Raw genomic sequence first — 24,094 nt, 5'->3', positions numbered from 1 at the left:
TGTTCCAAGTTCGCAATATGTTCTCGCAAAAAATTTGGAACATTTTATTATCTGAATGGATTCAAAAAATTAGGGGGACGATTGTTGCCGCCCCCCCTTAATGCCTTATACCTTGTCGCGTATCCAGACCTGAGACTGTAACCCTGTCACCCGCACCCGTGGGCCGACCTGCGCCTGAGCCGCCGGTGTGGTCGCACCGGGCGCAAAGTCGACATCGCCGCTGCCGATAGCCGCCGCTTCACCCACCCGGTTCATGCGCGCATAGTTCGGGATCGCCAGCATGGGCGAGCCGTCCTGCCACTTGCCGGTCAGGGCCATGACCCCACCCAGCAGATCGCCGCGCCACTCCGCCTTAATGGCCGCACCGCTCAAAGCCTGCTCGATATTGGGTTGATCGGCTTTTTCGACATTGTAAACCAGCGGGCCGTAGCCCAGCGCCACCCGGCCTCGATCGGCCTCAATGCGCTCATCGGCATGGATGCGTTGCGGCGCCATTGGCAGGTCAAGCTCAATACGGTCACCGGCTTTCCATTCGCGGGTGACGACGGCATAGCCTTTTTCGATGGTCGGCGTGACGGCCTTACCGTTGACCTTGAACGATTTCACGCCACTGACCGCCGGAGTCAGGGTATAGAGATCGCTAGTCTTGCGGTTCGGGATGCGGACATAGACCGTGAAGGTTTTGGTCTCTTTCGGATTGACGGTGATCGAGACCGCCCCGTTCCACGGATAATCGGTCTTTTGCACCATCTCAACATCTGTGCCGGCGACACGATCAACCACGATCTTTGAGCCGACGAACATGTTGACGTAGATACCCGCCTTATCCTTGACGTAGGTCCAGGTCGGCACCATCAAAAGTGTGCGCGGAATATTGCCAACACAGCACGGACAGACGTGCCACAGGGTGCGCTCCGTATTCACGAGCGGATTGGTGTAGCCAAAGCTGGTGCCGTTGAGATCGGTGCCCCCCAGCAGGGCGTTATACATGGTCTGCTCATAGAGGTCGGCGTACTTGGCGTCGTGATAGGCAAGATTGAGCTTATACTGGAAGAAGATTTCCCCCGCCGACGAACAGGATTCGCAGTAGGCATTATTGCGCAAAGAATAGTCCGCGCCAAAGCCTTCGGCGGTTTCGCCTGAGCCTATGCCGCCGGTGACATAGTATTTGCGATTAACGATATTGTCCCACAGCGACATGACCGCGCTCTGATAATCGACATCACCGGTTTCGGCGGCAATATCGGCCATAGCGGAATAGGAATAAACGGCGCGGACGGCATGGCCGACGGCTTCGTACTGCTTTTCGGGCGGCAGGTGGCTCTGGTCATATTCATGGCCACCTTGGCGGGATTCGAGCAGGAATCGCGCCAAAGCGATATAGGCATCGCCGCGGCCGTTACCTTCCATGTCATTGACGAAGCGGCCAAAACGCACCAGCGCCTGCTCCATCTCCTGGTGGCCATCGAACCATTCGATCTTACCGGGGCCGACATTAGCGACCCAGCAGTCAGCCAGTTTCTTGGCACCATTATAAAGCCGCACATCCTGCCCATTGGTCAGGGTGTAGTGATTGATGGCCGATTCGATGAAATAACCGGCGATATAGCCTTCGTGGTCGGCGCGGTGGGCAGGGTCCCAGCGCTTATCCCACGCGCCCGGTGGCGCCAGTGTCTTAGCCGTTTGCATGTAACCGTCGGATTCCTGCGCGGCTAGAATCGGCGGTATCCAGCGCTCCAGCGTTGCCTTCATGTGGACTTGCGCCTTCATCATGTCGGCATCGCCTTGCGGGTCAACCATCAGGGCGATACAGATGGCCTCAACCGTTTGCAGCACCCAGGCGTTCGAGAAGACAAGGCCCTTATGCGGGCCGTGCGGTTCGCCGCGATTGGCCTTGGCGGCCTCAATGAAGTTGTCGATACCGCCCTGCCCCGTCGGCAGATCGGTGCGCTCACAGTAATTGATGCAGTGCGGAATCCAGTTAACGATCAAAGACTTGGCGCGCGCGTTCCACAGCGGACTGTCGAGGCTGTAGCGGCGGGTATAGACCACATCGAGGCGCTCCTTCGGCGGGGCGGCCTGAGCCCGTACCCGCAGGCGTGAGGTGGTGATCCGCTGACCGGAATGGGCGGCCAGTTCCAGCACATAGTCGCCGGTTTCCGAGAACGTCGCGGTCGTATCCGCCGACAGAGCATCGGCAAAGCTGACCTGACCGGGACCGGAGACCTTACGCCACAAACTGCCCGTTTCGGCACCGGGATTGAGCCAGTCGGCCTTACCCATCAGATAGGTCTTGCCGCCCATGATGACGGTGCGGTCAACACCGGCGACCACGACCGGCGCGAACGCCGGCACGACGCCAAAGCTATAGACCTTCCATTCCAGCACGCCGGTTGACATCTTACCGTCCGAGACGATCTCAAGGCGCAGTTTGTCGGTTGTGATCTCATCAAAGGTGGTGGTGTTGTAGCCATTGGCCTTGACGCCCAAACCTTTGGCGTTGGGCACCGGTACGAAGGCCTTGCCGTTCCAGTAGAGCACGCGGCACGATTTCGGTGCGCCCACGCCCTGCCCGTCGATCCACCAGTAGACATCGACTTTGTTGGTCGTGATGGGCTGGCTCCAGTCATACTGCACCCATTCCGTGCCAGTCTTGGGCCAGTTACCGTAAGAGGTGGCGGCATTGTCGGCTGAGTTTTTAGGCTCAACCCCGTCATTGAGCGCGGTCAGCTTGCCATCACCGGACATGAACGAGGTCGAAGGCGTGGCCACCTTGGCCAGATTGACCACGGTTGTGTCGGCAAAGGCAAATGAGGCCCCAAGCCCTAACCCGCCAACCACAGACGCGCCCGCAGCACCCGCCAGAAAGCCCCGCCGGTCAAGGCAGCGGCAATCGGGCTGGCACAGATGAGGGTTGATATCGGCGGTAAATTTGCGGGTCATGATATGGGTCTTTATTTAACAGAATTATTCGGACGGGACGCAGGTCGCAGAGGCCGCAAGCTTGGTGTCGGCCGCTTCGACCAGCACCGGCTTGGGGTACAGGGCTTCCCATTCCTGAGCCGCGACGGCGGCGTAAGACTTGCCATCAGTCGAGGCGTCAAACACGGCCCGCAGACAGCGCGTAGTTACGGTCGGGAAAGCCACCTCGTTGAAAGTATTGAGCGTCGCGGTCGGATATTGGGCGCTGATCGGCGTCCATTTGTTGTCGGTATCCGACCAGTATTCCAGATGCCAGGCCTTGGGCGGCGCGACACCAATACCGGAACCGGCGGGCTGATCACCCCAGAAATAGAGGCGTGAACCATTGAACTTCAGCGGCTGTTCCCACTGGTACACTACCCATTGCTGCTTGGGGTTATTGGGCGACCAGGTGCCCCAAGTGTCGGGCGGCAGCGGCGCTTCGCGCACCTTGCCGTCATTGAGCGCCTTGATCCAGTATTGCACCGGCACGGGCGAGTTAGAGGCCACGATACGAGCGGCGGGGGCTAAGTTGCGGGTCGGGACAGGTGCCGGTGGCGGGGCCTTGGTGGTCTCTACCAATTCAATGGCGGGCGGTGACACGCTGTCGTCCCATGTGAACTTATCGAGGGCGACCGAACGGCGGAAATGGCCGCCATTTTTGGCGTCGGCATTGTGATAGGCGATGTACCACTCACCCTTATATTCAACAATACCGGGATGCGACGTGGTTGACGATACCGGATCGAGCATCACGCCGCGGTAAGTCCACGGCCCTAATGGTGATTTGGCGGTGCCATAGGCGATGCAGGCGTAGTAAACGGCTTCGGTACATTCGGAATCCGGCCCGGCCTTATTACCGGCATAGGCCATGTAATAGGTGCCCTTGCGCTTGAAAATCCACGGGGCCTCAAAGAAACCGGTCAGGGTGTTCACATCAACCGGCTTGCCCTTAAAGGTCACCATGTCAGCCTCAAGCTCGACGCCTTTCAGGCGGCCAAACGTGCCCCAATAGAGGTAGATGCGCTGATCTTCGTCCACCAATATGGTCGGATCAATATTCTGAATGTCATTGGCGACCGGATAGGACTGCGAGATCACCGGCCCTGACGGATGGGCATCGACCCACGGCCCGGTCGGGCTGTCTGACACGGCGACGCCGATGGCAAAGCCGTCCTTGTTGGTCGACCCCTGCTGCATCACCGGCGCATAGAGATAGAATTTCTTATCCGGCCCCTGCACGATCTGAGCGGCATAGGCGCGGCCCGGTGTCGCCCACTTAAAGACATCGTTGGGCTTAACAAAATGCGGATAGTGGGTCCACTGGCCCGACTTGGGGTCACTGGTTTCCAGCATCTGCCATTCCGGCATGATGAAGTCATTGACGCCCGGTTCCGCCATATCGCGGCCGGTCAGGATATAGAACTTATCGCCCACCACCAGCGGCGCCGGATCGGTCGTATAGTCCGCTCCGTCCGACAGGATCGGGTTATGGGGGGCTGTGACCTGACGGGTTTCCAGCGCCGTTTGGGCTACGGTGGGCGCGCACGCCGCAATGAGCGGCAAAAGGCTTAAAGCCGCGAGACGTTTCATAATGTGATCCTTAAGCCGTTTTGGCAGCTGCCGTGGTGAACAAACGCACGCCGAACACAGGCCCGGCGGTCTTGCCTTCCTGCGGGTTGAACTTGACCGTGACCTTTTGTTTGCTCTTGGTCAGGTTGTGCGGGATCGGGTAGCTGACGTCGATCCAGTCGCCTGGCTGACGGCCCGACAGACGTTCATGGGCGATGACGGTGCCATCGATCTCAATCGTGAAGCTGCGGTTGAACTCCGAACCCCAATAGGTCGCCTGCAACACTAACGGCCCGGCATCCTTGCCGTCTTTGGTGACCTTCATATCAAACTGGAAGAAGCCCATGGTGCGGGCATCGCGCCCCTTACGACCGCGATAAACGACCGGATAGGAATTACCACCGGTCGTCAGATTATGATCCCGTTCCGGCTGCATTTCGCCCAGATACATGACATCGACCGACCGCGCCGCCAGTTCCTTAAGACGGGCCTGCTCTTCGCGGAAGGCGACCTGAGCCGTCGCCCATTCGGCATCATTATAGCGGTTGAAATAGACGGCGTTGCGGCGCTCATACTGCGCATAGAACGGCTTGAACGTCAGGTCGCCCGGACGGCCAATACCATTGGTTTTATAGACCGCCTCGGTTGCCGATACCGGCACAATACCAGCCAGCAGATCCGCTCCGACCAGAGCGGGTGCATCGCCCTTATATTCCGGGTCTTCGTCCTTGTTAGGCGCTGGCCCCAGATCAGCGGCCATAACCATCGGCCCACGCATCAGCGCCACGACCTTATCATTCCCCGCCGTGCCTTCAAACCGCAGATCAAGCGGCAGATCAAGCGTGACCACATCGCCGGAGCGCCATGTGCGCGTGATCAGGGCATAGCCCTTATCCATTTTAGCCAGCGCCGGTTTGCCATTGACCAAAAGCGTGTTGGATTTAGCCCATGCCGGAATCCGCACCGCGACGGTGAAGGCTTTCGCCCCCTGCACGCGCTTGAGCTTCAGCGCGATATTGCCCTCATAGGGATACTTAGTCAGAAGCTCGAACTCAGCCTTTTTCGCCGCCCAGTTCAGGGTAGAGGGGATAAACAGGTTCACAAACAGCGTATCACCGCTTTCCCAGTAGATCGAGTCACCATGCTTGGAATGGCTCTCGATCCCCGACAGCACACAGCACCAGAACGAATCAAACGGGGTCGAATATTCCCGCGCCATGCCCGACATCAGCGGCATCATATAGGTGAACATGCCGGTTTCAGGATGCTGGTGCGCCAGAATGTGGTTCAGGTGTGCGCGCTCATAATAGTCAAAATAGGAGGCCTGCGGCGACCAGCTATAGAGATGGCGCGTCAGCTTCATCATATTATAGGTGTTGCAGCTTTCGCAGGTCTGCTCGGTAATGTGGGCCGAAATGGTGTCCGGCTCGAAGAAGTATTCGCGGTCGGCATTACCACCAATAGCAAACGAATGGTGGTTGACCACCCGCTCCCAGAAAAACGACGATGCCTTTTGATATTCCGGCTTACCGGTGATCTCATAAAGCCGCGCCAGCCCGACCAGCTTTGGCACCTGGGTATTGGCGTGGAAATTGGCCAGTTTATCCTCACCGGCTTTCAGCGGATCAAGGACGCGGTTGTCATAGATGCGCTCAGCCAAAGCCAGCCAACGGGCATCCTTGGTGCGCACATAAAGTTCGGCAAAGGATTCGTTGATGCCACCGTATTCGCAGGCCAGAACCTTTTGAACCTGCTCGTCATTCAGGGCCGCAAACACCTTTTCGATGTAGCCGCCAAGGCCGACCAAAATCGGGATACCCGCATCATTGCCGGTCAGGGCCTGCACATCCATCAGGCCTGCATAGAGCTTATGCCAGTTATAGAACGGCACCCAGCAGCCATTGAGGTCAAACCCGGCCGAGCGAATATCACCGGCCATGATTTCGGGGAAGATTTCCTTGCCATCCACGACCGTGCCGTCTTTGCGCTTACGCATAAAGCCCGCAACATAGCCATCACCGTGGGCGGCCTGAACTTTTTTCAGTTCGGCAATGATGTAGTTGATGCGCGTAATACACTCTGTGTTGCCCGTCTGGGCGTACATCAGCGACAGAGCCGACAGATAGTGGCCCAGGGCTTCCCCGGCAATCGTGTCTGATTCCCAGCCGCCATAGATTTCGCCCTTGACCGGCAGGCCTGCAAACTTATGGTAGTTATGCAGCAGGCGGTCAGGCTCAAGTACCATCAGATACTTGGTATTGACCTCAACCGCGTTCAGGAACGGCGACGGCAGCAGGCGCACATCCTTCATCGGCACGGCGCTGGCGGTTGAAGGGAATGCAGCGGGCGCGGACAGCGCCTGTCCGGCCACACCGCTCAGCAGGGTCGTTGCGGCCACACCGCGCAACAGGGCGCGACGGTCGGTGAAAAGAACGGGTCGGGACATAGGGAAGCGGCCTCGCTTTTTGAATAGTCAGACAGTTGCACCAACATCATTATACTGTATACAATTGTCAACCCACTTTGTTTTGATCTAATATGAGGTTACGCGTCCGATGAAAGCCCTGCTCGCCGCCACCGCTCTGGTTGCCATTATGACCATAAGCCCCATGACCGCCCTAGCCGACGCCGCCACCGACGCGAAATTTGAGTCTATATATAAGGCCGAATGGACATGGCGCGGCCAGCAAATGTCGGTCAGCGAAGATATCCCGGCGGATCAGCGCGGCTCAGGTCTGCCCGACGTCTCCAGGGCGGCGCAAGATAAGAAACTGGCCTATTGGGAAAACGTGCTGAAACAACTGGACGGCATCGACAAAACCAAACTGTCGGAAGCCGCCGCCGTCGATTATCAGATCTACCGTTTTCAGATCGAAACCCTGGCGAACGCGCAAAAGTTTAAGACCTATGAGCGTCCACTGGCGGGCGACACGTCGTTCTGGAGCGACCTCAACTACATCACGGGCGGCACCTACCGGACTGAGGCCGACTACCGCAATTATCTGCGCCAGTTGAACGACATGCCGCGCTATTTCGGCCAGAACATGGACAATATGCGTAGCGGTATGAAGCGTGGCTTTACCGTGCCGAAGGTGTCTCTGGCCGGGCGCGATGTGTCGCTGACCACCGTGATTGATGCCAAGGGCGAGAACAACTCATTCTACAAACCCTTCAAATCCATGCCCGCCAGCATCCCCGCCGACAAACAGGCGCAACTCAAAAAACTGGCGCTTGAGGCCATCGCCAAAAGCGTCATCCCTGCCCATCAGTCGGTTCTGACCTTTATCACCAAGGAATATGAGCCCAAGGCGACGACCAAAATCGGCGCCTATGACCTGCCCGACGGCAAGGCGTTTTATGCCTCCCAAAGCCGCGAATATACCACGCTGGATCTGACGCCGGAGCAAATCCACCAGATCGGCCTCGATGAAGTCGCCAAGATCAAGGCTGAAATGCTCACCGTCATGAAAGAGGTCAAGTTTCAGGGCGACCTGTCCGCGTTTCTGAACTTCCTGCGCACCGACCCGCAGTTTTATGTGACGAAGCCCCAGGATCTGCTCGATCGTGCCGCCTGGACCGCCAAGGAATTTGATGCCGTCTCCGGCAAATATTTCGGCCGTCAGCCGCGCATGAGATTTGGCATATTCCCTGTCGCCCCTGAATTGGCGCCATTCTATACCGGCGGTCGCGGCGGCCCCGGCGGCTATTGGGTCAATACCTATAACCTGCCGGCGCGTCCGCTCTATTCGCTGCCCGCGCTGACCTTGCATGAATCGGCCCCCGGCCATGCCTTCCAGATGCCGCTGGCGATGGAGAACAAAGGCTTGCCGGAATTCCGCCAGAACACCTACATCTCCGCTTACGGCGAAGGCTGGGCGCTCTACTCTGAGCGCTTAGGCGTTGAAATGGGCATGTACCATACGCCTTACGAACATTTTGGGATGCTGAGCTATCAGATGTGGCGCGCTGCCCGTCTGGTGGTCGACACCGGCATCCACGCCAAGGGCTGGACCCGCGATCAGACCATGGCCTTCATGCGCGACAATACCGCCCTGTCTGAGCACGAAATCACCACCGAAACCGACCGCTATATCGCCTGGCCCGGTCAGGCCTTAAGCTACTACCTCGGCGAAATGGCGATCTGGAAAGCCCGTGCCAAGGCCGAAGCCGCTCTGGGTGAAAAGTTCGACATACGCGCCTTCCACGACACGGTGCTGGAACTGGGCTCTGTGCCTCTGCCGGTGTTGGATTCGGCCATCGATAAGTTCATCGCCCGTGGCGGCACCAGCCCCTACGAAGGCAAAGACTAATATTTATCGGTTTTGGGCGGTGTGAAGAAACCGGAGTATCTGCACCGCCTGATCCGTGACGCGATAGATGATAATGAACGGCGTGTTGCGGATGACCAGTTCCCGCGTCCCTTTGATACGACCGGGGCGACCGATATTGGGTTGATCCATCAGCAACCGGGTCTGACGCTGAATTTCGTCCAATTGCGATAACGCCGCCTGCGGACTGTCACTGGCGATATATTCCATAGCCTCATTGCGCCGGTTGCGCGCTGCTGTCATCCAGACAACAGCCCTCATTCTACCGCCTTAATCCGGGCGAGGAACGACTGACGCTGGCGCTCCATATCAGCCACAACGTCTTCATGGCTATGCCAGACGGTATTGGGGTCATCAGCTTCTTTCAGCCCGGCCTCAACCTCAGCCCGGAACCAGTCATCATATTCGCGGGCCTTTTGCTGCTGCTCGACATAATCGCGCATGAACTCCCGCACGATCTGCGACGCCGGACGATGCACCGCGGCCGCTTCTGCCATAAAGGCTTCACGCAATTCCGGCTCGATCTTCAGCGTAAAGACGGCTTCCTTGGACATGGCGACCTCCGCGAACATACTCACGATGTATATACACCGTGAGTACCTAGCCTACAATCGGTCAATCGCCGCTTGCGGTTCGGTGAACCATTTGGCACAGGATTCGGTGACATACATATGGTCTTCAAGACGGATACCAAATCGTTCCGGAACCACGATCATCGGCTCATTGGAAAAGCACATGCCGGGGGCTAGAAGCGTTTTATCCCCGCGCACCAGGTAGGCCGGTTCGTGGATCGCCAGCCCAATACCATGCCCTGTACGGTGCGGTGTGCCCGGCAGATTATAGTCCGGCCCCAAACCGTGTTTCTCAAGGATCGCGCGGGCGGCATAATCAACGCTTTCGCACGGCTTACCGACCTCGACCGCCGCAAAGGCCGCCGCTTGGGCCTCCTTTTCGATATCCCAGATACGCAGTTGATCCGGCGTGGCCTGACCGTAGATATAAGTGCGGGTGATATCGGAGGTGTAGCCCTGCACGTAGCAGCCGGTATCAATCAGCACCAGATCGTTTTCGCTTAAGATCTGCACACCCGGCAGACCATGCGGATAGGCGGTGGCGTGGCCGAACTGCACAATCACGAACGAATTGCCCGCCGCCCCCATCTTGCGGTGAGCGGCCTCGATAAAGTTGATCACCTCGGTCGTCGTGATACCATCGCGCAGGATTCGCGCCGTCGCCCTATGGACGATCTCGGTCATCGATTTCGCCTGCTGCATCAGGGCCAGTTCTGCAGAGGATTTATACATCCGGCAGCCATTGATGACCGATGAGGCTTCCTGAATCGGCAGTCCCGTTTCGCGCATCAGGCGGCTAACCATTTCAAACGACAGGGCCGGATCGACGGCAATGACCCCGCCGCCCCAGTCGGACATGGCCTGCTTGATCAAGGCATGAGGGCTTTCGTCCTCCTGCCACAGACGCAACTCCGCCGGAATTTTAAGATCGGCCTCAAGCGATCCGCGCTCAAAAAACGGGCAGATAATGACCGGCTCGCCATCCACGGGCAGCAGCATGGCCACCAGCCGCTCCGACGCACCCCACGGCACCCCGGCGAAATAGCGCAACGACGCCCCTGCCCCAACCAGCAGCGCCTTGGCGCCCATGTCGCGGGTCAGTTTGCGGGCCTTATCCATACGCGCCTGATATTCCGCCCCAGAAATAGCCTCTGCCGCGACAGGGGGCTTAAGTTTGGCCAGTTCGGCCTCAATCGTCGATCCACCAATCATAGTTAGTCCTTTACGCAAATCGTTTTAAATCAAAGGCCTTGGGCGCATGGCCGGTCGTGACCATATCGGCCACAATCTCACCGGTCACCGGCCCCAGCGTCAGGCCCAGGTGCTGATGGCCGAACGCATAATAAAGATTATCCGCCTTATCGCTTTTGCCGATGGCAGGCAAATAGTCCGGCAGGGTCGGTCGCGATCCGATCCATTCCGCCCCCTCGCCTTCAAACGGCAGGCCGAGCGCCTTCACATGACCACGCAACCGTTGCCACTTGCGCGCATCCGCGGGGGCGTCAGGCCGGTTAAGCTCCACAAAGCTGGCCGCGCGCAGCCCGCTTTCAAAGCCCGTCACGATCATCGAGCGGTCTTCAAACACCACCGGCGGCAAGCTTTGCGGCCAGCCATGCTGCGCCGTCTGAATGTGATAACCGCGCTCGGCAATGATGGGGACGCGGTGCCCCAAAGGCTCCAGCAGGGTCTTTGATGCCACGCCCGCACTAATGACAACGCGATCTGCGGTCAGTATCTCTCCGCCTTTAAGTTTTACGAAAGCCTGCCCGCCTTCGACGTTAAGAGCGGCCACGGACTTATAGTAGATCACCCCGCCCCGTTCAATAAAGACCGCTTCCAGCGTTTTCAGAAGACGGGCGGTGTCGCTGACCTGCCCGGTGTTTTCAAACCGGATAGCGCCTGCGATCGGTGCTTTGGTAATGGACGTAAGCTGCGCCATTTCATCATCGGTTGCCTCATGAAAGCGCGCCGTGCCGGTGTCGGTGGACTTCCAGTCCGCGAGCCCCTTAGCCGCACTTTCCGGCGTTTCCCATATAACAAAGTGTCCGTCTTCGCGCAGCAGGTCAGTCGCACCTATGTCCGCCACCCTGCGCTTCCAGGCCGGCATGGCCTCCGCGATCAGGGCCGACAGGGCGGTTTTGCCTTTGGCAAACTGTGCGGGTGCCGAGGCCTTAAGCAGCCGAAACGAAAACGGCAGCCATTCCCTAAAACCGGCCGCCGGAAACGACAATGCCCCGCCCAGCGCAAACCAGCGCTTAAACGCCGATTTAACCATGGCGACCGACGCCAAAGGCTCAACCTGCTCGATCGCAATATGTCCGGCATTGCCATAGGATGCGGCCTTGCGCACCGGCTCGGCTTCCAGCAGGATAACGCTGATATTCTTGTTCTGGAGCGCCAGAGCGATGTTCAAACCCACCACGCCACCGCCGACCACAATCGCCTTCATTTAACCGACCAATCTGTGTTGCATTACACCATCGCATATAGTATACGGTATATGTTCCTATACAAGACTCAGGAGTAGTATAAAATGAAAATCGATTGGCAGGGTGTGTTTCCGGCCGTTACCACGCAATTTAACGAAGATCTTTCAATCGATTATGCTGACAGTCAGCGCGTCGTCGATGACCTGATCAATGACGGTGTCACCGGTATCATCGCGCTCGGCACCTGCGGCGAAAACAATTCTCTTGAGCCCGACGAAAAGCGTAAACTCCTGACCGCTATCGTCGAAGTCGTCGCCGGTCGCGTGCCGGTTGTTGTCGGCACCTCTGAACTGACCACCCCGCGCGCGGTATCATTTGCCAAGGACGCCGAAAAGATCGGTGCCACCGGCCTGATGCTGCTGCCGGCCATGGTCTATGTGCCTAAGACCGCTGAACTGGTTGAGCACTTCACGCAGGTGGCCAATGCGACCTCGCTGCCGATCATGCTTTATAATAATCCGACCGCCTACCGCGTAAACATCGGTAACGATGCGCTGGAAGCCCTGCGTCCGGTTAAGAACATCGTCGCCATCAAGGAATCGGCCGCTGATACCCGCCGCTTCACCGATGTCCATAACGCTTTCGGTGACCGTTATTCGATCTTTGCCGGTCTGGATGACGTGGCTTACGAAGGCCTGCTGCTGGGTGCCCAGGGCTGGGTCTCCGGCCTGACCTCGGCCTTCCCAGCCGAATCGGTTCTGCTGGTTAAGGCTCTGAAAGCTGGCGACCTGAAGACCGCGCTGGAAATTTACCGTTGGTTCCTGCCGCTGCTGCACCTTGATGCCGATCATGACCTCGTTCAGTCGATCAAGCTGGCTGAGCAGATCATGGGCCGTGGTTCGGAACGCGTGCGTATGCCGCGCCTGCCGCTGACGGGTGCGCGCCGCGCTGAAGTCACCAAGATGGTTGAAGAGGCCGCCGCTTCGCGTCCCTCTTTGAGCATCCATAAAGCAGCCTAAAGAGCCACCACCACCAAGCCCGCAATACGGGCTTGGTCCCCCTCCCCGGCACGCCGGGGAGGTAAAAGTTTCTCGTTCAGCCGAAGGGCCGCCCCGAGGCTGAATGTGTCGATATTGATTTACATGAAAAAGTATTCTCGATCTTATCGAGAAACTTTTTTATGAGGTGCCCCATGCGTCATACCTTCTTCTGCATCGATGGTCATACCGCCGGTAATCCGGTACGTCTTGTGGCGGGTGGCGCGCCCCTGCTTACGGGCAGCAACATGTCCGAGCGGCGGCAGGATTTCATGAACCGCTTCGACTGGATCAGAACCGGCCTGTGCTATGAGCCACGCGGTCACGACATGATGTCAGGCGGATTTCTCTATCCGCCGACCCGCGAAGACACCGACGCCGGTATCCTGTTTATCGAAACTTCCGGCTGTTTGCCTATGTGTGGTCACGGCACCATCGGCATGGTGACCTTTGCGCTCGAAAACGGCCTGATCACCCCGCGCACGCCGGGCAAGCTTAAGCTCGAAGTCCCCGCCGGCATCATCAATATCGATTATAAGTCCGAAGGCCCCAAGGTCACGGCGGTCAAGATCACTAATGTCCCGGCCTATCTGGCCAAGACCGGCATTGAGATCGACGTGCCGGATTTCGGTCACCTGACGCTGGATGTGTCTTACGGCGGCAACTATTACGCCATCATTGAGCCCACCACCGACGGCCCCTATACCGGCCTTGATGATCTGGGGGCGGCGCGAATCATCGAGCTGTCACGCACGATCCGCACTCTGGTCCGCGAGGTCTATGAGCCGGTTCACCCGCTTGATTCGACCATCCGCGGCGTCAGCCATGTCCTGTGGGCCGACAAGCCAAAGAACGCCGAAGGTGAACCCAACCCGGCCCACGGTCGCAATGCGGTATTCTATGGTGAGCGCGCCATTGATCGCTCACCCTGCGGCACCGGCACTTCGGCCAGACTGGCGCACCTGCACGCCAAGGGTAAGCTGAAAGTCGGAGAAGCCTTTATACATCAAAGCTATATCACCAGCCGCTTTACCGGCGTGGTGACCGAAGAGGTCGATCTGAACGGTGTGGCCGCCATTATTCCGTCCATCGAAGGCTCGGCCATGTCTACCGGCTTCAACACCATCTGGATTGACCGCGAAGACCCGTTCTGGCAAGGCTTTCAGGTCGTTTGATAGCGGTAACACATCCGCATAAATCCCCCCTTGCCTTTCGTAACATTTTAATGAAATACTGGTATACTTTATAAGTAAAAGCGCCAGAATTCTTACGGAATAAAGGCCGCAGGGGAACGCCGATTATTCGGTTTTAATGGATTTTATAGATGGCCATTGTGGTTCAGACGCTCTCAGAGCAAATATTCTCCCTGGTGCGTGACCGCATCATCTCAGGTAAGTTCCCGGTTGATGTTGCCATCCGACAGGACGCCCTGGCGGCGGAACTGGGCGTCAGCAAGATCCCGTTGCGCGAAGCTCTGGCGCGTCTGGAACAGGACGGGCTGTTGCTGTCTCAGGCCAATCGCGGCTTTTTTGTCCGCCCGCTCAATGCCGATGAGGTCGATGAAGTCTATGCCCTGCGCCTTAAGATCGAACCCGAAGCCGTCGGTCTGGCCTCAAAGATGGCCACGGATGCCGACCGCAAGGCGGCACGCGACGCCCTCGACGCCCTTGATCAGGCTGCCATCACCGATAAAACTCAGGTTGGCCGACTTAACCGCGCCTTTCACATGTCTTTGGTTCGCCCGTTGCATAAGCAAGTCACGATTCAGATTATCGAGCGCCTCAATATCATTTCCGAGCGTTATGTCGGCAAGCATCTGGAGCCTGCCGGACGCGACGACCGCGCCCACAATGAGCACAGCACTATGCTGGCGCTGTGGGCCGCGGGTAAGGGTGATGAAGTCGCCGCCGTCATGCACGATCACATCGCCTCAACCCTTGAAGACCTGCGCAAGCAATTCGAGTCTGAAAAGGCCGGTTGATCTAAGTCCAAAATCGTTTGTCACAAAGCCGCAGTCACCTGCGGCTTTTTTGATTTGAGCGCATTTCAAAAAGTGTCCGATCGGAACACGCTCTAACGAAACAATATGTGTAGGCGGATTTACAGTCATCCGTCGTAAAATCACCACATCTCGGATATATGGATTGTATAAGATATAACAATCTATCAGGTACGAACGCCCCCGGAAGCGCTGGTAATCATTCAGTGGTGCTATCATGGGAATACATGTCCAGACCGTTTCCGAACAGGTCTATAGTCTTTTGCGCAACCGGCTGGTGTCCGGCACTTTGAGTCCGCACGACGCCATCCGTCAGGAGGCCATCGCGGCGGAACTGGGGGTCAGTAAAATCCCGGTGCGTGAAGCGCTGATCCGCCTCCAGAACGAGGGACTGGTGGTGTTGGAAGCCAATCGCGGCTTCTTTGTTTCGCCGCTGTCGCTCGAAGAGGCCGAAGATGCCTATGGTCTGCGCCTGACCATGGAACCACAAGCCGCCGCCATGGCCGCCGTGCGCGCCACGCCCGAAGATCGGCTGGCGGTGACCGCCGCCCTCAACGGGCTGCAACATGCCGCCGAATCCGATCGGGGTGATGTCGGCCGCTGCAACCGCCTGTTCCACCTGTCGCTGATTCAGCCGGTGCGTAAGCCCGTGACGATCAACTTTATCGAACGCCTGCACCTGATCTCAGAGCGCAATGTCTGTGAGCATCTGGTGGCCGCCGGCAGCGAAGACCGCGCCCACCAGGAACATCAGATCATGTATGACGCCTGGATGTCCGGCAAGGGCGATGAGGTCGCAAGGCTGGTCTATGACCATATCCATGCGACGTTTGAAGAACTTAAAGATCACTACTGAGTTTTGGCTGCATGGCATAAAAAAGGCCCCGGAAGATATCTTCCGGGGCCTTTTTGTTATTCCGATTGTCGCTTACGTGCCTTTACGCAGACGGCTATTCCAACGACCATAGGAGAAATAGACGATCAGTCCGGCAATCATCCACACGAAGGTAAACAACTGGCTCTGAACCGGCAGGCTGTAGAAGATGAACCCGCAGCCCAGTATTGCCGCACCACCGACCAGCAAATGGGCGGGCACTTTGAATGTGCGCGTAACGTCCGGCATTTTCTTGCGCAGGATGATCATGGACAGCGCCACCGCGATAAACGCAATCAGGGTCCCGGCATTCGACAGGGCGGCGATTTCTTTCAGCGGCACAAAGCCCGCAAAGATCGCCACAAACACGCCGGTGATCAGGGTAATCAGGGCGGGTGAACCCTTTTTGTTGACCTTAGCCACGGCAGGCGGCAGCAGACCATCGCGGGCCATAACGAAGAAGATACGGCTTTGGCCGTACATCATGACCAGAATGACCGATGGCAAGGCGACAATCGCAGCCCCACCCACGAACGCGGCCACGGTAGTATAGCCGATCTCACGCAGGATGTGCGGCAAAGGTTCGGCACTACTGGCGATTTCGGCGAAGGGAACAACCCCCACAGCCACGGCGGCGACCAGCATGTAGATCAGGGTCGAGACACCCATCGACCCCAGAATACCAACTGTCAGGTCACGACCGGGGTTCTTGGCTTCTTCGGCCGAGGTTGAGACCGCGTCAAAGCCAAAGAAAGCGAAGAATACGATAGCGGCAGCCGCCATGATGCCGACTTTTTCGCCACCCATCTGCTGACCAATAAAGCCAAAGGGCGCGAACGGATCATAGTTTCCGGCCTGAATGGCGGGCAGACCCAGCACTATAAAAGCACCCAGAGCGACGATCTTGATGATGACCAGGAAGATATTGATGGTGGCACTTTCGCGCGCCCCCACCAGCAGCAGCCCCATGACCGACAAAGACACCAACACTGCCGGCAGATTGACCAGACCGCCCGCGTGCGGTGCGTTCATCAGCGCCGCCGGTAACTGCAATCCTATGGTTTCATTCAGGAACCCGACAAGGTGGGCCGACCAGCCGACCGCCACACTGGAACAGGCCAGCGAGTATTCGAGAATCAGCGCCCAGCCGACGACCCAGCCCGCGATCTCACCGATGGCGGAATAGGTGTAGGTGTAGGCCGAACCCGCCGCCGGGATCATGGTCGACATTTCCGTGTAGCAAAGGGCCGCACACGCGCAGACCAGTCCGCACAACGCAAACGACAAAATCACGCCCGGCCCGGCAAGGCCTGCGCCCACGCCGGTGAGCGTATAAATGCCGGTACCGATGATGCCACCGATCCCAAGCGCCATAAGGTGCGGCCAGCTCAGCGTCTTAGCGAGCGCCTTGCCATCTTCTTCTGCCCTATGCAGAGGCTTTAACGGCCCGAATAATCCCATTGTGAAGTCCCCTTGAACTGACTGTGATACTCAAATTAGGTGCCGAAAACTGAACTCTGTCAATCCGACACCTTGTTGCAAATGCAACATATTCCCCTGGAACGAAAAAAGGCCATGCCGCGGATGTGCGACATGGCCTTAGATTTTTTACGCGGGGAGCAACTCAATCGTGGTTGCTCCAGTTCCCAGCTTGACCGCATAGGCCCCAAGTTCCTTGGCGGCCTTGGCGGTGTAAGTCTTGGCACCCTTGACCGTCGCCTCAAGGTTGACATAGGCCTTGGGCGTATATTGATCGGCGGCTTCAAACGTGACGCTGACCTTGCCCGTGGCGGTGTCAAAGGCGACCGACGCGATCTTACCGGCATCGAGCGTGATCCACAGACCGGCAGGGGCGATGAATACGCGCCGGCGACCACTGTCTTTCGGGGCGATCGTTACCACCGAGCCCGATTGGGTGACCACACCGCCAAAGCCTGCCCAGCCAAAGGTCGGATGGTTGACGAGGTATGACGCCGTCGTCACCGCATGGCCAAAGAAGCTCATGCCGTAGTCGCCGTTGATGGCGTCCCACTTCATGGCATCGGGGAAGGAATGGAACGCCGCCGACGCAAAGCCTTCGGTGTCGATATTGGTCAGCGACCCCATCAGCCCGCCGTAAGCGACCCGCAGCATGTAGAGATCATCCGGCGTCTCCCGGAAGGCATCGAACAACGGCACCGCATTAAGCGATGAGCCATAGTGGTGCAATTGCCGCTCAATCCGCGACTGCTTACCGGCATAGAGGAAGTCCCAGAACCGGCGCGCCGAGCCATTATAGCCCCAGTGCGGAATGGCCGGATCATAGGCCATGATCACTTCGCGGGTGACATCGGCCTTATCCTGATGGCCGAAATAGCGCATCCACATGTAAACTTCGGCTTGGCCGGTTGAATCCCACGGCATTTCCGAGCCGAACGGATATTTGAGCTTTTGCCAGATTTCGACACGCTTTTTCATCAGCGCTTCGACCTCACCGGCCAGTTCGGTCATGTTCTCGCGCTTCAAGTCCAGCAGGATATAGAGGAAGACATCGCCTTCCATCTGGCCGAACTGGGTATAGTACGGCGCCTTGGTCATCATGGCCTTGGTGGTTTCCGCCGCCCGCGTCAGATAGGTCTGCCAGGTCTCGCCCGCCGTCATGCCGGTGTGATAACGCCCAAGCCGGTACAGCGTCCACCACGCCGCTGCCGGGTGCGGGTAGTTGTAGGAACGGCCAAGATCCCCGGCCCCTTTGCGATCCCATGCCGACCAGACTTTCCAGTTGATCGACGAATCATAAGTGCCTGCGGGCATGCCTTCGGGGTCATAGAACATGACCGACTTGCGCACGCCGTACTTATCAGGGCCGTCAGGTGTCTGAATCTGGCCCCACAAAGTCGTGTTGGCGAAGCGCTCGAACTTGGCGACTTCTTCCTTCTTGGGGTTATCAAGCTGCTTCATGATCGCCGCCAGCCACGCCCCGGCCCCGCCTTCGTCAGACAGGCCGGAAATCCAGATGCGGTTGTCCTGAAGCACGATCTCGTTCTTATCGCGATCATAGATCATGATCGACGGCGAACGCTTGAACGGATCGTTCGGGTTCTCATACCACTGCTTGGTGGTCAGGAAATGGCCCATATCGGCCACGGCTTCGGCTTGTGGTTTGGTGACCTTGTAGTGGATGGTCTGAACGGTGTTATCAGCATAGGTCACGTCGATGCGGGCGCGGCCCAGAACCTTACCGGCCACCGAATACTTCACCCAACCGCCCTTGACGGTGCTGGCCGATGAGACCTCAAGCGCACCCGCCGGGTGAACCGCCAGCGACTTGACGGGCTTCGGGGCATGGAGGAACAGGTCGGCGGGCAAATCGGTCGGCACCACATAGCCCGGCAGGCCCACGGCCACCGGACGGTTATGCTTCATCAGGGTCGGCTCGATCTCACGGATGGTCGGCGACAGCACGAACTTGACCGCCACCGTGGTCGATTGACCGGGCTTGATAAACAGCGAGGTCGGCGTGTTCCATTGTTCGATACCTTTCCATTCGGTGTCGGCAAAGCCCTTGGCATTGGTCATCCAGCTATAGAAGCCTTCAAACGTCATGTTGCGGCGCTCGGCATCATTATAGATTTTGAGCTTCTTGTCGGCATCAACCTCATTGAGGATCGGCTTATAAAGCTCAAATTTGGCGGTATCGGTGTCCGGCAGCACCAGCAGCGACGGCCCCTGCCCGTTCAAACGGTTGACCTGCAAATAGCCCGCGTTCAGACCCACATAAGGGTCATAGAACGACGCCACATCATGGGCTTCGTCCAGATGACGACCGGTGATGATGTTATCAAACACCATCGCAATCCCTAAGCCACCGACTTCGACGGTCTTTGAGGTCGGATTGGTCAGGGTAAAGCGCAATACCAGCTTGCCGCCGACTACGGCCCAGGTACGGACAACTTTCAGCGGCAGATTGTCGCCCAGAGACGCGGTGATATCGGCGGACGCAAGTGCCCCTTTCGGTTTAGGCAAGGCCTTGACCTTCACGCGCTTGAAGGCCGTCGAATGATCGCTCCATGCGGTGTCGCCTTCTGAGCGCACCCGCAGATCCAGATCGCCCAAACGATAGCAACCGTCCGCAAGACGCTGCGTAAACTTGCCCGACGGGGCGAAATCAAACCCACCGGCGACACCCTTGGGCGCCAGCGACACGAGGGTCTGAGAGCTATCTTGTAATGAAATCAGAAAATCAGGCGTTTCAAAGATCGTGGTCTTCGCATCCGGGCTGTTCCATGAATTTCCTTGGGCATGGGGTGCGCTTTGGGCCAGCGATGGGCCAGCCGTCGCGGCGGCCGCTAATGAAATCAGGCTCGTCCGTCTCGTTAAATGCGGGGCGGGGATGCGGGTCATTAGGGTCAGTCTCCGAATGGGTATTTAGGACGAAAAGAACGTCTGCCGCAGTCCTTCCACGGCAGACGCCTAAAGTTGCCGACAAAATGCTCTGCACCAGGGAGGACCAGAGATTTCAGTGCCGGAGTGAGGATACGCAAAACAAATCTACAACAGTCGCGGACGACTAGGTTCGATAGTAACCACCATATGACAATAGCGTCAAATATAAATTATACGATTTAGACCGTAAACTCATAACGACAGCGTTATCACTTGGTTTTTTTCATCTTATCCTTGGTGCGATGACGGCCACCGCTCCGCCGGAGGGCGCCAGCGTCAAGGTCAGGCTGTCCGATGCGGTGGTCTTTTGCGACGTGGTGGTAAGGCTCGAAACCGTGGCCCCGTCCTGCCACAGACGGGCATCGTAATTGCCGCCCTTCAAGAACGACAGAGGTAGAGTGATAGTGCGACCCTGCTCATTGGTCATGGCCCCAATGTACCAAGTGTCGCCTTTACGGCGGGCGGTGACGATAAACTGACCGATATCGCCTTGCAGCACGCGGGTTTCATCCCAGGTCACCGGCACGGATTTGATAAAATCAACACCGTCTTCCCACTCACCACTAGCCTTCTTATAGGCCTGCGGGGCGTCAGACAGCATGGTCAACGGACTGTCGTAAACCACATACATGGCCACGGCCTGACCGCGGGTGGTCATGGTCATCGGACGGTCAATCTGGATCTCAAAGGTTTCCGGCGTGCGATGGGCAAACCCGCCCGGCGTATAGTCGATCGGGCCCAGAATCATGCGGGTATAGGGCAAGGTCACATTGTGCGTGGCGGTGATACGCGTCGTCCATTTATTATATTCCGCCCCCAGCACACCTTCCTGGGTGATGTAGTTCGGATAGGTCCGCACCAGCCCGTTCGGCGCATAGGCCCCGTGCAGATCGACCAGCAGCTTATGCTTGGCGGCCTTGGACAGCACCTTATGATAATAATCGACCATGTCCTGATCGGAGCGGTCCATGAAGTCGATCTTGATGCCGGCAATGCCCCATTGTTCATAGGTCGCCAGCGCCTCATCCATCTGCCAGTCCAGTTGCTGCCATTGCAGCCACAGCATGATCTTGACGTTACGATCCTTAGCATATTTGAGGATCGCGGGCATATCGAGGGCTGGGATCGCCTTGGTGACATCCGATCCGGGCTTAGGGCGGGTTGACGATCCAACCGACCAGCCTTCGTCGATCAGCATGTAGTCCAGCCCCATCTCTTTGGCGAAATCGATATAGGCCAGATAGGTCTCGGTATTAATGCCGGGGTTTTTGACCGGCGCATTAAAGCCGTTCCACCAGTCCCAGGCGCTCTTGCCGCCCTTGATCCAACTCGTGTCGGCAATCTTTGACGGCTCCCCCAGCGTCGCGATCAGGTTGGACTCGACCAACGCGCGCGCGTTGTCGCCGATCATGACCACCCGCCACGGGGTTTTGAAGTCAGACTCGGTCTGGGTGATTTTGGCGACGTAGGGCTTAATCGAATCGCTGTCCAGACGCGGCGGCAGCTTGACCGAGACGCCTAAGCCATTGTCGCCTTTGCGGTTATAAAAAGCCGCCGGATAGTGCTTCACGTCGGATTCAGCCAGCGCAAACGCGGTCTCACCGGTGCCGGTCTTACAGACCAGCGGCGAATCGAGCAGGTAATGGTCGCGGATCAGAGACGCCTTGACCGCATCGAATTCACCTTCGTGGGCATTGTGGAATTTACCGAGATTCAGACCCCAGCAGTCATAATCCTTGGGGAAAGCAAATTCGGTCTTTTCGCCCAAAATCCCAAAACTTTCAAAGCCCGGCTGATTGGGCAGGACATAACGCACCGCCGCCCCGTTATCATAGGCGCGCACGACGATCGCCATCTTACGCCCGCCCTCAATCTCTTCAAAGGTCAGGGTCGTCTCGTTAAAATGATCCGGGGCGGATTTGGCCTTCCCCACCACGATGTTGTAGGTTTCATTGACCGTGCGTGTGGCAACCTTCGGCGCCTTGAAGCCCTTAAGCCCAAAGCCCGCCACATCCGTGCGCAGGCCCGTCGCCGAAGGTGCTATCACCGGCTGGCCTTTGTAAGCGACACGCCATGTCGGCAGTTCAGCGCCTGATTTATCGAGCGTCACCACCACCTGCCCGTCCGGCGAAGCGGCGGTATAGATTTCGGCTGACGCTGCACCCGCCACGGTCACGAGCATGAGCGGTAATAATGAGCGGAGCATGGCGAGCCTTTTTCAATAGACGGACAATTCAAAATATGAATACTGTATACGATACATATCTGTAAAGCACTTAAAGGAAACCGGATGCGCCGCCTGACGACTGCGACCTTTGTGATAAGCACATTATTGTCGACCACCGCTATCGCCGCCCCGCCGACCGGCGCGTGGGTTTTCGACAGTTCGCCTGAGTATCCTGACTTCACCCGCGTCAAGGTTTCGGATGACGCAGGCAAACTTTCCGGCACCATCACCTCGCGCTGGTACGGCGACCTGCCCATGAAAGACCTGCGCGCCGACGGTGATGTGCTCAAGTTCAAAATTTATAACGGCAATCCGAAAATCACCCCCACAGACATCACGATCGCCGCCGACGGCGAGGCCGTGCGCATGACAGGTAAGTTGTGGTATCAGGACTTTGATATCACTGCCCACAAAGGCACCGCAGCAGAATTAAAGGCGCTCGATTTCCCGTCCTATCCCCTGCCGCCGCACCGCGTCGTGCCGCAGAAAAATCTGGCCGCCAAACCGCCGATGGGCTGGAATTCGTGGAACAAGTTCGCCACAGCCATTGACGACAAAACCGTGCGCGAAATCGCCGATGCTATGGTGGCATCGGGTCTGCGCGACGCAGGCTATATCTACGTCAATATCGACGACGGCTGGCAAGGCAAGCGCGACCAAAACGGCGTGCTGCAACCCAATGAAAAGTTCCCCGACATGAAGGCCCTGGCCGATTATGTCCATTCCAAAGGCCTGAAGATCGGCATCTACAGTTCGCAAGGGCCAAAGACCTGCGGCGGCTTTGAAGGCTCTTATGGCCATGTCGAGCAGGACGCCAGGATCTTTGCCGCCTGGGGCATGGACTACCTGAAATACGACCTATGTTCGGGCGAAGCGTTCTACCACACCAAGGAAACCGTCTACGCCACCTATCAGCAGATGGGTGAGGCTCTGGCCGCCACCGGCCGCGATATCGTCTTCAGCCTGTGCCAGTACGGCCGTTTCGATGTCGGCTCATGGGGGCGCGATGTCGGCGGGCACCTGTGGCGCACGACCAGCGATATCGAAGACACCTATGCCCGCATGTCGTGGATCGGCTTTGACGCCAATGGCGTGCCCAACCACACCGGCCCCAACGGCTGGAACGACCCGGACATGCTGGAGGTCGGCAATGGCGGCATGAGCCATGATGAGTACAAAACCCACATGTCGCTGTGGGCGCTGATGGCCGCCCCGCTGTTGCTCGGCAATGATGTGCGCACCATGACGCCTGAAACGATCGAGCTTTTGACAAACCGTGAGGTCATCGCCATCGATCAGGATGTCGCCGGCGTTCAGGGCCTGCCGGTCAAAAAGAACGGCACCACCGAAATCTGGACCAAAAAACTGAGCGATGGCTCCACGGCGGTCGGCCTGTTTAACCGCGCGGATACCCCCGTCACGGTCAACGGCAACTGGGCGGAAATCGGCCTTAGTGATGCGGTTAAAGTGCGCGATGTCTGGGCCCATAAGGACGCCAAAGCCAGCGCTGCCTATAGTTACACCCTGCCCGCTCATGGTGCGGTGCTGCTGACGGTCAGCCGCTAATCTGACGATCGTCTTTCGGCTCAGTCAGGAAGGGTGAGGTCAAACTTACCCTTTCCTAAACCTGCGCGCCATTGTAGAGGCGTCTCAACGCCCAATTACATAGT

At 57.8% G+C, this 24,094-nt stretch carries 16 protein-coding genes; 6 read left to right on the top strand and 10 right to left on the bottom strand.

What is annotated here, in order from left to right; translation table 11 throughout:
- Positions 1-105: 105 nt before the first annotated feature.
- The 3 genes from IE102_RS10170 to IE102_RS10160 are packed head-to-tail and all read right to left on the bottom strand — an operon-like array spanning position 106 to position 6,979.
- Positions 106-2,943 carry a glycoside hydrolase family 127 protein gene (locus tag IE102_RS10170; protein ID WP_189486380.1) on the bottom strand — a complete coding sequence of 946 codons (2,838 nt, stop codon included), beginning with the start codon at positions 2,941-2,943 and terminating at the stop codon, positions 106-108.
- Positions 2,944-2,967: 24 nt separating this feature from the next.
- Complete coding sequence (locus IE102_RS10165; protein WP_189486379.1) at positions 2,968-4,554, bottom strand: family 43 glycosylhydrolase; 1,587 nt, start codon at positions 4,552-4,554, stop codon at positions 2,968-2,970.
- A 10-nt stretch (positions 4,555-4,564) separates the two neighbouring features.
- The gene (locus IE102_RS10160; protein ID WP_189486378.1) at positions 4,565-6,979 is read right to left on the bottom strand and encodes a glycoside hydrolase family 127 protein; all 2,415 of its coding nucleotides are present in this window, start codon (positions 6,977-6,979) and stop codon (positions 4,565-4,567) included.
- A 109-nt stretch (positions 6,980-7,088) separates the two neighbouring features.
- Here IE102_RS10160 and IE102_RS10155 point away from each other — a divergent pair, with 109 nt between their 5' ends.
- Complete coding sequence (locus tag IE102_RS10155) at positions 7,089-8,843, top strand: DUF885 domain-containing protein (protein WP_189486377.1); 1,755 nt, start codon at positions 7,089-7,091, stop codon at positions 8,841-8,843.
- 3 nt (positions 8,844-8,846) lie between these two features.
- Here the strand turns inward: IE102_RS10155 and IE102_RS10150 are convergent, their stop codons facing one another.
- From IE102_RS10150 to IE102_RS10135, 4 genes are read right to left on the bottom strand one after another with little or no spacing between them, the layout of a single operon-like run.
- The gene (locus IE102_RS10150) at positions 8,847-9,104 is read right to left on the bottom strand and encodes a type II toxin-antitoxin system RelE/ParE family toxin (RefSeq protein ID WP_229807690.1); all 258 of its coding nucleotides are present in this window, start codon (positions 9,102-9,104) and stop codon (positions 8,847-8,849) included.
- 14 nt (positions 9,105-9,118) lie between these two features.
- Positions 9,119-9,415 (bottom strand): ribbon-helix-helix protein, encoded by a 297-nt coding sequence (locus IE102_RS10145; protein ID WP_189486561.1) that lies wholly within the window; start codon positions 9,413-9,415, stop codon positions 9,119-9,121.
- Positions 9,416-9,466: 51 nt separating this feature from the next.
- Positions 9,467-10,645: a M24 family metallopeptidase gene (locus IE102_RS10140; RefSeq protein ID WP_189486375.1), complete on the bottom strand. Its 1,179-nt coding sequence runs from the start codon at positions 10,643-10,645 to the stop codon at positions 9,467-9,469.
- A 10-nt stretch (positions 10,646-10,655) separates the two neighbouring features.
- The gene (locus IE102_RS10135; protein WP_189486374.1) at positions 10,656-11,882 is read right to left on the bottom strand and encodes an NAD(P)/FAD-dependent oxidoreductase; all 1,227 of its coding nucleotides are present in this window, start codon (positions 11,880-11,882) and stop codon (positions 10,656-10,658) included.
- An 84-nt stretch (positions 11,883-11,966) separates the two neighbouring features.
- Here IE102_RS10135 and IE102_RS10130 point away from each other — a divergent pair, with 84 nt between their 5' ends.
- The 4 genes from IE102_RS10130 to IE102_RS10115 all read left to right on the top strand — a co-directional run bounded on the left by IE102_RS10130 (position 11,967) and on the right by IE102_RS10115 (position 15,754).
- Entirely contained in the window at positions 11,967-12,881 is a 915-nt protein-coding gene (locus tag IE102_RS10130; RefSeq protein WP_189486373.1) for a dihydrodipicolinate synthase family protein, read from the top strand.
- Between the two features lie 173 nt (positions 12,882-13,054).
- On the top strand, positions 13,055-14,074 hold the full coding sequence (locus tag IE102_RS10125) for a 4-hydroxyproline epimerase (protein WP_189486372.1): 1,020 nt from the start codon (positions 13,055-13,057) through the stop codon (positions 14,072-14,074).
- Positions 14,075-14,223: 149 nt separating this feature from the next.
- A complete protein-coding gene (locus tag IE102_RS10120; protein WP_189486371.1) occupies positions 14,224-14,880 on the top strand; it encodes a GntR family transcriptional regulator in 657 nt (218 codons plus the stop codon).
- A gap of 235 nt (positions 14,881-15,115) precedes the next feature.
- Positions 15,116-15,754, top strand: coding sequence for a GntR family transcriptional regulator (locus IE102_RS10115; protein WP_189486370.1), 639 nt, complete (start codon positions 15,116-15,118; stop codon positions 15,752-15,754).
- Between the two features lie 72 nt (positions 15,755-15,826).
- Here the strand turns inward: IE102_RS10115 and IE102_RS10110 are convergent, their stop codons facing one another.
- The 3 genes from IE102_RS10110 to IE102_RS10100 all read right to left on the bottom strand — a co-directional run bounded on the left by IE102_RS10110 (position 15,827) and on the right by IE102_RS10100 (position 22,403).
- The gene (locus tag IE102_RS10110) at positions 15,827-17,233 is read right to left on the bottom strand and encodes an amino acid permease (RefSeq protein WP_189486369.1); all 1,407 of its coding nucleotides are present in this window, start codon (positions 17,231-17,233) and stop codon (positions 15,827-15,829) included.
- 147 nt (positions 17,234-17,380) lie between these two features.
- On the bottom strand, positions 17,381-20,155 hold the full coding sequence (locus tag IE102_RS10105; RefSeq protein ID WP_189486368.1) for a DUF5695 domain-containing protein: 2,775 nt from the start codon (positions 20,153-20,155) through the stop codon (positions 17,381-17,383).
- A gap of 265 nt (positions 20,156-20,420) precedes the next feature.
- Positions 20,421-22,403, bottom strand: a complete 1,983-nt coding sequence (locus IE102_RS10100; RefSeq protein WP_189486367.1) for a glycoside hydrolase family 97 protein — start codon at positions 22,401-22,403, stop codon at positions 20,421-20,423.
- Positions 22,404-22,487: 84 nt separating this feature from the next.
- On the opposite strand from IE102_RS10100, the gene IE102_RS10095 reads away from it, so the two are divergent.
- Positions 22,488-23,990: a glycoside hydrolase family 27 protein gene (locus tag IE102_RS10095; RefSeq protein WP_189486366.1), complete on the top strand. Its 1,503-nt coding sequence runs from the start codon at positions 22,488-22,490 to the stop codon at positions 23,988-23,990.
- The last annotated feature ends 104 nt before the right edge of the window (positions 23,991-24,094 follow it).

The organism is Asticcacaulis endophyticus, from assembly GCF_014652575.1.
Classification (GTDB): Bacteria; Pseudomonadota; Alphaproteobacteria; order Caulobacterales; family Caulobacteraceae; genus Asticcacaulis; species Asticcacaulis endophyticus.
The sequence above is the reverse complement of the archived record's forward strand: the minus strand, read 5'-3'. Positions and strand labels throughout refer to the sequence as shown.